7 protein-coding genes and 1 pseudogene are annotated in these 9,343 nt (G+C 66.4%); 3 read left to right on the forward strand and 5 right to left on the reverse strand.

Annotated features, from left to right (window positions below):
- From mmsA to J7E89_RS01150, 3 genes are all read left to right on the forward strand, one after another.
- On the forward strand, positions 1–1,527 hold the full coding sequence (mmsA, locus tag J7E89_RS01140; protein ID WP_214967144.1) for a multiple monosaccharide ABC transporter ATP-binding protein: 1,527 nt from the start codon (positions 1–3) through the stop codon (positions 1,525–1,527).
- Between the two features lie 111 nt (positions 1,528–1,638).
- Positions 1,639–2,874: a multiple monosaccharide ABC transporter permease gene (mmsB, locus tag J7E89_RS01145; protein ID WP_214967087.1), complete on the forward strand. Its 1,236-nt coding sequence runs from the start codon at positions 1,639–1,641 to the stop codon at positions 2,872–2,874.
- A gap of 22 nt (positions 2,875–2,896) precedes the next feature.
- Positions 2,897–4,075, forward strand: coding sequence for an aldose epimerase family protein (locus J7E89_RS01150; protein ID WP_214967089.1), 1,179 nt, complete (start codon positions 2,897–2,899; stop codon positions 4,073–4,075).
- A 66-nt stretch (positions 4,076–4,141) separates the two neighbouring features.
- On the opposite strand, the pseudogene J7E89_RS01155 reads toward J7E89_RS01150, so the two are convergent.
- From J7E89_RS01155 to J7E89_RS01175, 5 genes and pseudogenes are all read right to left on the reverse strand, one after another.
- Positions 4,142–6,701, reverse strand: a pseudogene (locus J7E89_RS01155) (alpha-L-arabinofuranosidase C-terminal domain-containing protein).
- 139 nt (positions 6,702–6,840) lie between these two features.
- Positions 6,841–7,140, reverse strand: coding sequence for a hypothetical protein (locus J7E89_RS01160; protein WP_214967091.1), 300 nt, complete (start codon positions 7,138–7,140; stop codon positions 6,841–6,843).
- 52 nt (positions 7,141–7,192) lie between these two features.
- Positions 7,193–7,753 carry a hypothetical protein gene (locus J7E89_RS01165; RefSeq protein ID WP_214967093.1) on the reverse strand — a complete coding sequence of 187 codons (561 nt, stop codon included), beginning with the start codon at positions 7,751–7,753 and terminating at the stop codon, positions 7,193–7,195.
- Between the two features lie 2 nt (positions 7,754–7,755).
- Positions 7,756–8,211 (reverse strand): single-stranded DNA-binding protein, encoded by a 456-nt coding sequence (locus tag J7E89_RS01170; RefSeq protein ID WP_214967095.1) that lies wholly within the window; start codon positions 8,209–8,211, stop codon positions 7,756–7,758.
- Positions 8,212–8,302: 91 nt separating this feature from the next.
- On the reverse strand, positions 8,303–9,334 hold the full coding sequence (locus tag J7E89_RS01175) for a group II intron maturase-specific domain-containing protein (protein ID WP_308315289.1): 1,032 nt from the start codon (positions 9,332–9,334) through the stop codon (positions 8,303–8,305).
- Positions 9,335–9,343: the final 9 nt, after the last annotated feature.

Below are 9,343 nucleotides of genomic sequence, written 5' to 3' on the forward strand. Positions count from 1 at the left end.
ATGCGCTCGATCGTCAAGACCTTCCCCGGCGTCAAAGCGCTCTCCGACGTGACGCTCACCGTGGCGCGCGGCGAGGTTCACGCCGTCTGCGGGGAGAACGGCGCCGGCAAATCGACGCTGATGAAGGTCCTCAGCGGCGTACATCCGCACGGGAGTTACGAAGGGGACATCCTCTTCGACGGCGAACACTGCGCCTTCAAGGACATCCGGGCCAGCGAGGCGCACGGCATCGTGATCATCCACCAGGAGCTCGCCCTGGTGCCCTACCTCTCCCTCGCCGAGAACATCTTCCTCGGCAACGAGCACGCCAGCCGCGGGATCATCAGCTGGAACGAGACGCTCAAACACGCGGCGGCGCTGCTCAAGCGGGTGGGGCTGCGCGAGCATCCGCAGACGCGGGTCGCGGACATCGGGGTCGGCAAGCAGCAGCTCGTGGAGATCGCGAAGGCGCTCTCCAAGGAGGTGAAGCTGCTGATCCTCGACGAGCCGACCGCGGCGCTCAACGACGAGGACTCGGCTCAGCTTCTCCAGCTGATCCTGGAGTTGAAGGAACAGGGCATCACCTCGATCATCATCTCGCACAAGCTCAACGAGATCGCAGAGGTCGCCGACTCTGTCACCATCATCCGCGACGGCCGGACCATCGAGACGCTGGACGTCAAGGCGGCGGAGACCACCGAGGAGCGGATCATCCGCGGCATGGTCGGCCGCGACCTCGACCACCGCTTCCCCGAGCGGACGGCGTACGAAGGTGATCCCGGCGCCCACCCCGCCCTCGAAGTCCGCGACTGGACCGTGCACCACCCCATCGACCAGCAGCGCAAGGTCGTGGACGGGGTCTCGGTGCACGTCCGGCGGGGCGAAATCGTGGGCATCGCCGGGCTGATGGGAGCCGGGCGTACAGAGCTCGCGATGAGCGTCTTCGGGCGGTCGTACGGCCGGAACATCAGCGGCACCGTCCTCAAGGACGGCGAGGAGATCCGCACCAGGACCGTCCCCGAGGCGATCGGTCACGGCATCGCGTACGTCACCGAGGACCGCAAGCACTACGGCCTCAACCTCATCGACACCATCGGCCGCAACATCACCCTCAGCGCCCTGCCGAAGGTGGCCAGGCGCGGCATCGTCGACGGGCACGAGGAGACCAGGGTCGCGGAGTCGTACCGCCGCAGCATGAACATCAAGGCACCGACGGTCTTCGAGCAGGTCGGCCGGCTGTCCGGCGGCAACCAGCAGAAGGTCGTCCTCAGCAAGTGGATCTTCGCGGGCCCTGATGTGCTGATCCTCGACGAGCCGACGCGCGGTATCGACGTCGGGGCGAAGTACGAGATCTACACAGTCATCGACGAGTTGGCAGCCCAGGGGAGAGCGATCATCTTCATCTCCTCCGAGCTGCCCGAACTCCTCGGGATGTGCGACCGCATCTACACGATGTCGGCCGGCCGGCTGACCGGCGAAATCCCGCGTCATGAGGCTACCCAGGAATCCCTGATGCGCCACATGACCGTGACTCCTCCCCCCACGTGAATGAGGGGGATTCTCACTCGACCGCTTCGCGGCCTCATGACGGCCAAGCCCTGACCGCTGCCCGAGAGCAGGGCACCAACATACCAACTCACGCCAGGCAACGAGGTACATATGAGCCCCGTCACCACCGATACCCCAGGCAGCGCCCCCGCAGCCGACGCCCCGGCGAGGACCGCCGTCACCACCCTGCTGCTGGACACCATGCGCCGCAACATGCGCCAGTACGGCATGCTCATCGCGCTCGCGCTGATCGTCGTGCTCTTCGCGATCTGGACGGACGGCGTACTCCTCCAGCCGAACAACGTCACCAATCTGGTCCTCCAGAACAGCTACATCCTGGTCCTCGGCATCGGCATGATGATCGTCATCATCTCGGGCCACATCGACCTGTCGGTCGGCTCGCTGGCGGCGTTCGTGTCCGCCGCGTGCGCGGTGATGATGGTCGAGCACGACATTCCCTGGCCGCTCGCGACGGTGATCGCGCTCGCCATTGGGGCCCTGGCCGGGGCGTGGCAGGGCTTCTGGATCGCGTACGTCGGCATACCGTCGTTCATCGTCACGCTGGCGGGCATGCTGCTCTTCCGCGGCGGTACGCAGATCTTCCTCGGCTCGCGCTCCATCGGCCCGTTCCCCGAGGGCTTCCAGAAGATCTCCACGGGTTACCTCCCGTCCCTCGGCCCGGACACCAACTACCACAACCTCACCCTGCTGCTGGGACTGGGACTGCTCGTCTTCGCGCTGGCGCAGGAGGTGCGCGACCGGCGCAGGCAGCTGAGTTACGAACTCGATGTGCTGCCGCGCTCGCTGTTCCTGACCAAGTGCGTGGCGATGGCGGCGGCCGTCCTCGCCTTCACGATGACGCTGGCCAGTTACCGGGGCGTACCCGTGGTGCTTCTGCTGCTGGCGGTACTGCTCATCGGCTTCGGCTTCGTGATGCGCAACGCGGTCGTCGGCAGGCATGTGTACGCGCTGGGCGGCAACCAGGCGGCGGCGAAGCTGTCGGGCGTCAAGGACAAGCGCGTCACCTTCCTGGTCTTCGTGAACATGGGCGTGCTCGCCGCCCTGGCCGGGGTCGTGTACGCGGCCCGGCTGAACGCGGGCGTACCGCAGGCCGGTGTGAACTTCGAACTGGAGGCGATCGCGGCGGCGTTCATCGGCGGCGCGTCGATGAGCGGCGGCGTCGGCACGGTGTTCGGCGCGATCATCGGCGGTCTGGTGCTGGGCGTACTCAACAACGGTATGTCGCTGGTCGGCATCGGCACGGACTACCAGCAGGTCATCAAGGGTCTGGTGCTGCTGGCGGCGGTCGGGTTCGACGTATGGAACAAGCGCAAGGTCGGTTCATGAACTCCCCGAAGGAGCCACAGATATGAGCACGAGCAGACGCACGGTACTGGCGGGCGCGGCAGCCGGAGCGGCAGCCGCCGCTGGACTGGCCGCAACGACGGGAACGGCGTACGCCGCCTCACCCTCCGCCTCCTCCACCGGGCACTCCCCTTCGCGCGAGCTCTTCGGCCGGCTGGCCGACGGCACGAAGGTGTACCGGTGGACCGTCGCCAACGGCGGGACCCGGCTGAAGGTCCTCTCGTACGGCGGGATCGTCCAGTCCCTGGAGATACCGGACCGGCACAGCGCGGCGGCGAACATCTCGCTGGGCTTCGACAATCTCGACGACTACGTCGCCAAGTCCCCGTACTTCGGCGCGCTGATCGGGCGCTACGGCAACCGCATCGCCAAGGGCCGGTTCACGCTCGACGGGCGTACGTACCAGCTCCCCGTCAACGACGGTCCGAACAGCCTGCACGGTGGCGACAAGGGCTTCGACAAGCAGGTGTGGGCCGTGGAGCCCTTCAGCCGGGGATCCGACCGGGGCCTCGTCCTCAGGCGGACCAGCCCTGACGGCGAAATGGGCTACCCGGGAACGCTCGAAATGACGGTCACGTACACGCTCACCGCGCGCGGTGACTGGCGGATCGACTACGAGGCCACCACCGACCGGGCGACCGTCGCCAACCTCACCAGCCACACGTACTTCAACCTGGCGGGCGAGGGCAGCGGCTCCATCAACGGCCACACGCTGGAGATGGCCGCCGCCCGCTACACCCCCGTCGACTCCACGCTCATACCGACCGGCGAGCTCGCGCGCGTCACGGGAACGCCCTTCGACTTCCGGCGGGCGAAGGCGATCGGCGAGCAGGCCCGGGTGCCGCATCAGCAGGTGCTGTACGGGAAGGGGCTCGACCACAACTGGGTGCTGGACAAGGGCATAACGACCGTTCCCGGGTACGCTCTCACGCTCACCGATCCCGCCTCCGGCCGGGTGATGAAGATGTACACGACCGAGCCGGGGATGCAGTTCTACAGCGGCAACTTCCTCGACGGCACGCTCGCGGGAACGTCGGGCCGGCTGTACCGCCAGGGCGACGGCCTGTGCCTGGAGTCGCAGCACTTCCCGGACTCGCCCAACCAGCCGTCGTTCCCCTCGACGGTGCTGCGCCCGGGAACGACGTACCGCTCGACCACGGTGCACGCCTTCTCTGCCCGCTGACGACCGCACTGCTGAAGCCCCCTGCCGGATCAGGTCCGGCAGGGGGCTTCAGTGTGTGGAAGGGGCTCAGTCCGTCTTGATGCGCATGAAGGTGACGGAGTGGGCGGGGAAGGTGTACGTGAAGCTGCCGGCCACCCCGTCGAGGGTGGAGCGGCGTGGCTTGATCGGCTGGTCGGTGGGGGTGTTGACGGCGTCGGGAGCGCCCTGGAGCGTGGTCAGGCGGGCCTTGGACGACGCGATGGTGGTCTCCCCGCCGAGGTCGATCTTCGTCCGGGCGGGTGCGTCCTGGGCGTTGACGACCTTGACGATGAGTTCGCCGGTGGCCTTGTCGCGGGTGACGACCTGGCGGAAGGGCTCGGCGGCCTTGTCGTCGGTGAAGCTGCCCCACTCCTGACCGTCCAGGAAGAGGGTCACCTGCCGGCCGCGTACCTGGACCTTGACGTCGTACGTACGGCCGCTCTCGATCGTCGTACCGCGCTCTATGAGGGTCTGCTTGGCGCCGCCCACGGCCTTCTCGACGACGGAACGGGTGTTGCCCCAGCCGCCGAGGTTCCACCAGTAGTAATTGCCGGTGTCCTTGACCCCGAAGGCGATCAGGAAGCCTTCCTTTCCGGATTCCTTCGTGGCCTTCAGCTTCAGGTCGTAGTCGTGCCACGCCGCGTCGCCGGCGGTGACCAGGGTGTTCTCGGCCGCGGCGTCGGACTGGACGTACGCGCCGTCCTTGACGGACCAGGAGCCGGTGCCGGCCGCCTTCGTCCAGCGGCTGTCGCCGCCGGAGAAGTCGTCGGCGAAGAGGCCGGCGCCGTCCGCCGACGTGACGCTCACGTCGTCGTACGCCGCCGCGGTCGCCCAGGTGGAGAGGCCCACGGCGCCGGTGATCGGGCCGCTGACGGCGGGGGTGCCGGATGCCCGGCTGCGTACGACCTGGTCACCGACGTTGTTCATGAAGAGCTTCTGCGTCTCGTAGCTGGCGCTGCCCCATGAGGTGGTGTTGTCGAACCAGATCATGTTCGGCCGCCACTGCGCGTCATTGGTGTCGGCGAGGAGCGGGGCGTACGAGGCGAGCTTGACGATGTCCGCGTTGCGTTCGAGGCCGGTCATGTAGGCCGCTTCGGCGAGGGCGTTGGAGAAGCGGTTGTCGAGTGACGCGTACTCGCCGAGGAACACCTTGGGGCCCTGGCGGTCGTACGAGTCATAGCGCTCGTTGTTCTCCAGGAACCACTGCGGGCTGTTGTAGTAGTGCTCGTCGACCATGGCCACCTTGGCTTCGCGGTTCAGCTGCCAGGCGCGGTCGAAGGTGGTGCCGCTGTCGTCGGGGCCGGAGTTGCTGATGACCGTGATGTCCGGGTACTTGGCCTCGATGGCCTTGCGGAACTCGGTGAAGCGCGCGAAGAACTGGTCGGGAAGGTTCTCCTCGTTGCCGACCTCAAGGTGGGTGAGCCCGAAGGGCTTGGGGTGGCCCATCCGGGCCCTCTTCTTGCCCCAGGGAGACGTCACGGGTCCGTTCGCGAACTCGATGAGGTCGAGCGTGTCCTGGATGTGGCGCTGAAGCAGCTCGGGGTCGTCGGTCGCCTTGTTCTGGCCGCAGCCGGTGACGAGGGCGGGGACCACGGGAAGGGCCATCGCGCCGATGTCCTCGGCGTACTGGAAGTACTCGTAGTAGCCGAGGCCGTACGTCTGGTTGTAGCCCCAGAAGTTGGCGTTCACCGGCCGCTGCTCGATGGGGCCGACGGTGTCCTTCCACTGGTAGGAGCGCTTGCGCTCGAAGTCGGGGGCCTCGTACGCCTCATGACTGCCGGTGTTGACCAGGCAGCCGCCGGGGAAGCGCAGGAAGCCCGGGTCCAGGGCGGCGATCTTCTCGGCGAGGTCCTTGCGCAGGCCGTTCGGGCGGCCCTTGTAGGTGTCGCGGGGGAAGAGCGAGACCATGTCGAGCCGCACGGTGCCGCTGCCGCCGGCGGTGACGGCGAGCCGGCCGGCGCCACTGGTGGTGCGGGCGGTGAGCGTTCCCGTGTACTTCGTCCAGCGGTCGCCGCGTGCGGTCACGCGCAGGGGGCTTGCCAACGGGGTTGTTCCGTCGCGCAGTTCGATGCTGAGGGGCGTTCCTCCGGGCTGGTCGGTGCGCGCCCACACCGAGAAGTCGTACTTCTTTCCCGCCTGAACCGCGATCCCCGCGTTGTAGCCGGAGTTCGCGACGCCGAAGCGGGCGCTGTCGCTGTCGCCTGTGCCGTCGAGGTCCAGCCGCAGATAGCGACGGTTGCGCTCGTTCAGCCGCCCGCCGTCGTCCACGACGCGCGCCGTGCCGGTCGCCGCACCGCTCGCGGTTTCCTTCCATGCGGTCAGCGGGGTGTACGCGCGGTTGTCGGCGGGGTCGTACTCGAAGGAACGATTCTGCACGAGCTCGGCGTACAGCCCGCCGTCGGCGGCGTGAGTAGAACACGCCGTACATCGAGTCGTCGATCTCGGGCCCGGCACTCGCCGGGTCGACGCTGATCGAGTAGTCGGTCGCCTCCGCCCCCGCCTCCGCCGCGGCCGGGGCTTCGGTGGGTGCGACGACGAGTGCGGCCGTCAGGCCGACGAGGGCGGCCGCGACGGCGAGGCCGCGCCTGGATCTGTTCTGACTACGCATACGGACTGGGCGCATATGGACTGGGCTCCTGATGCTCGTTCGAAATATCGGACATTGACCACAATCCCGAACGAAAACATAGACAGGCGCCCACCCCAGGTCAACTCCCGTGCACCAGAAGGAAATTATTCGTCGCGGATTACGCGCGTCGCCGGAGGTCGATGTCCGCGTCCGCCGCGTAGCTCTGAGTCCAGTGGCGCCCGGCATCCGACGCCCATGTGACGTGGACGGTGTCACCGTCGATCCGGACGCGGTCGACGGTGATCACGCGCTCCCCGGTACGCACGTCACCGCGGCGCAACTCACCGGCCTTGACGGTCGGGTACGTGTCCTTGACCTGCGCCTCTGCCTCGTCGGCCGCCCGAACAAGCGCCGCCGCCAGCTCCCGCGCCTGCTCGGGAGTGGCGACCAGGCCCAGTTCTCGTATAGCTACGGCCACCCGACAAGTAACAATGAGTAACCACTGGCACTGTCCGTGTCGGTCGGGGCCGTCAGCCCCAGAGGTTTTCTGAGTCCCATTCGTGGCTCGCACGGTTGACAAAGCGGGCCATGGATTCCGGGGCGGGCTGCCAGTCGCGGGTTACGCGCGGCGCCTCGGTGGCGAGCCGGGTCAGCGCTCGCTCCCACGAGAGCACGTCGTCGTCGTTGAGGAGTTGCTCGGCGCGGCGGCTCACAATGCGACGGTGCAGATGGTGGGCAAGGTCGGGGCGCACGTCGGGGTAGTCGCCGCTGTCGTCGCCGGGCCAGGGCAGCCAGGTCCGGCGGTAGACCCATCCTTCACAAAAGACGCAGTGAGCAAGCTGGATGGCATGCAGCGGTGCCCGGACGGCGACGGGCAGGGGCAGCGCCCGGTACACGGCGAGGGTGCCGCGGTGTCGGCAGTCGAGGTTGCGCCAGGTGCTCGGACCGGCGCCCATCCGCCAGAAGACTTCATCCAGGGGGACCGCCGGCTTGTGGGTGACCGCGAGCGGATCCTCGCACCAGGGCAACTTCTCGCGCAGCCACCACACGAGCCAGCTGTTCCACAGCCGCCGACGCAGTCGTTTCGGCATGGTCAGAACGGGTGGGTCTCGGCGGGGGCCGCCGCCTGGGCTTGACCGGTGTCCGCGGTGGCGGAGCGGGGTGCGGGGGTAGCGCCGCCGGGTCGGTAGGTCTTGGTGACGGACGCTTTCGCGTACGTCAGGGAGGCGGCGATCTCCTCGGCGTCGATCTCGACGACGGTACGGCGGACGCCTTCCTTGTCGTCGAAGGTGCGCTGCTTGAGGCGGCCGGTGACGATGACCCGGGCACCCTTGGTCAGGCTGGCTGAGGCATTCTCCGCGGCCTGGCGCCAGATCGAGCAGCGCAGGAACAGCGGTTCCCCGTCGACGAATTCGTTGCGCTCGCGGTCGAAGGTCCGGGGCGTGGAAGCGATAGTGAACCCGGTGACGGGCAGGCCGGAGGCAGTGTGCCGAAGTTCCGGGTCGGCGGTCAGGTTGCCCACCACCGTCACCAGCGTCTCGCCCGCCATGTCCCCGCCCTCTCCGTAGTGGCGGGTAGCCCCGCGCCTTTAGACACGGGGCCCCCTAAGAACCGTACGAGCGACTCTCACCGCATACGGCTCAAGCAGACCACGAGGGGTCGGCAGCCGTAGTTGCTGGTCGGGAACGCCGTCCATCCCCCGCATGATGCAGGCGATGGCAATCGGCGTGGACCAGGCGGAGGTTCTTGACGTCATCGCTTCCACCGTCACGACGATAGACCAAGTGATCTGCGTGTAGTGAGTGCCTCATGGCTTCGAACCATTGCACCCAATCCCTCACGTTGTCTGGTTCATATTCTGCTCCGACAATGAGCACCTGTCGGCAAAGTGCACATAGGCCCTTCTGCCGAGCCGCCAAGTATGACTTTCGTGCCGTCATTCGAGGCGGCTTCTTCTTCGCGTTCCGCTGGCGCCAGTAGGTCTTCAGGCTTGGGTCGTCGGGTGACGCCTTTCCCTTGATGGCTACATGACGCGTGATCTCCGTGTAGAAGGGGACCAGCAGATTCCCAGTTTTGGGATCGCGGAATCGATTTTCACCAAAGTATCTCCTCCATATCCAACCCTTTGTCTTCCGTGGATGCATCCGCATACCCCACTTGAACAGGCATCGCTTTAGATACCAGTCCAGATTGGCATACGTTCGACTCGATGATGCTCCGCGGTAGTAGTTGGACCATCCCCTAGTGTATGGGTTGAGTGCTCCGATCAGTGACGCAGCTGGCATTCCGCGATATTTCATTACGGACAGCTTGACTCTTCTCTTCGCTCTCGCGACGGAATCCTTACTGGGCGTAACCAGGGTTCTTTCATTCCCCCTTTTACTGGCTACGTACCGCCTGATGGTAAATCCCAGGAAGTCATAGCCTTCATAGAGGCTCCTGACTGAGGACTTTTCCTCGTTAAAGGCAAGCCCCCTCGGTTCGAGCCATTTAGCCAGTTTGGATTTGACCTCGTACGCTTCCTCGGCCGTTCTGCATAACACAACGAAGTCGTCGGCATATCTGATCAAGATGGGCGCCTCCCTTTGGGCATGCCCTTCTGGGGAGTAACGGCACCCAGCCGCCTCTTCCATTCCATTTAGCGCGATGTTAAGAAGCAGGGGACTGATCACGCCCCCAAC

This window comes from Streptomyces sp. ISL-100 (genome assembly GCF_018614615.1).
In the GTDB taxonomy this organism is placed as follows: Bacteria; Actinomycetota; Actinomycetes; order Streptomycetales; family Streptomycetaceae; genus Streptomyces.

What these genes read in the sequence shown, in the direction of transcription:
- J7E89_RS01165 (WP_214967093.1), bottom strand. Translation starts at nt 7,753, where the DNA reads ATGCCGAAACGACTGCGTCGGCGGCTGTGGAACAGCTGGCTCGTGTGG.
- J7E89_RS01170 (WP_214967095.1), bottom strand. Translation starts at nt 8,211, where the DNA reads ATGGCGGGCGAGACGCTGGTGACGGTGGTGGGCAACCTGACCGCCGAC.
- mmsB (WP_214967087.1), top strand. Translation starts at nt 1,639, where the DNA reads ATGAGCCCCGTCACCACCGATACCCCAGGCAGCGCCCCCGCAGCCGAC.
- J7E89_RS01150 (WP_214967089.1), top strand. Translation starts at nt 2,897, where the DNA reads ATGAGCACGAGCAGACGCACGGTACTGGCGGGCGCGGCAGCCGGAGCG.
- mmsA (WP_214967144.1), top strand. Translation starts at nt 1, where the DNA reads ATGCGCTCGATCGTCAAGACCTTCCCCGGCGTCAAAGCGCTCTCCGAC.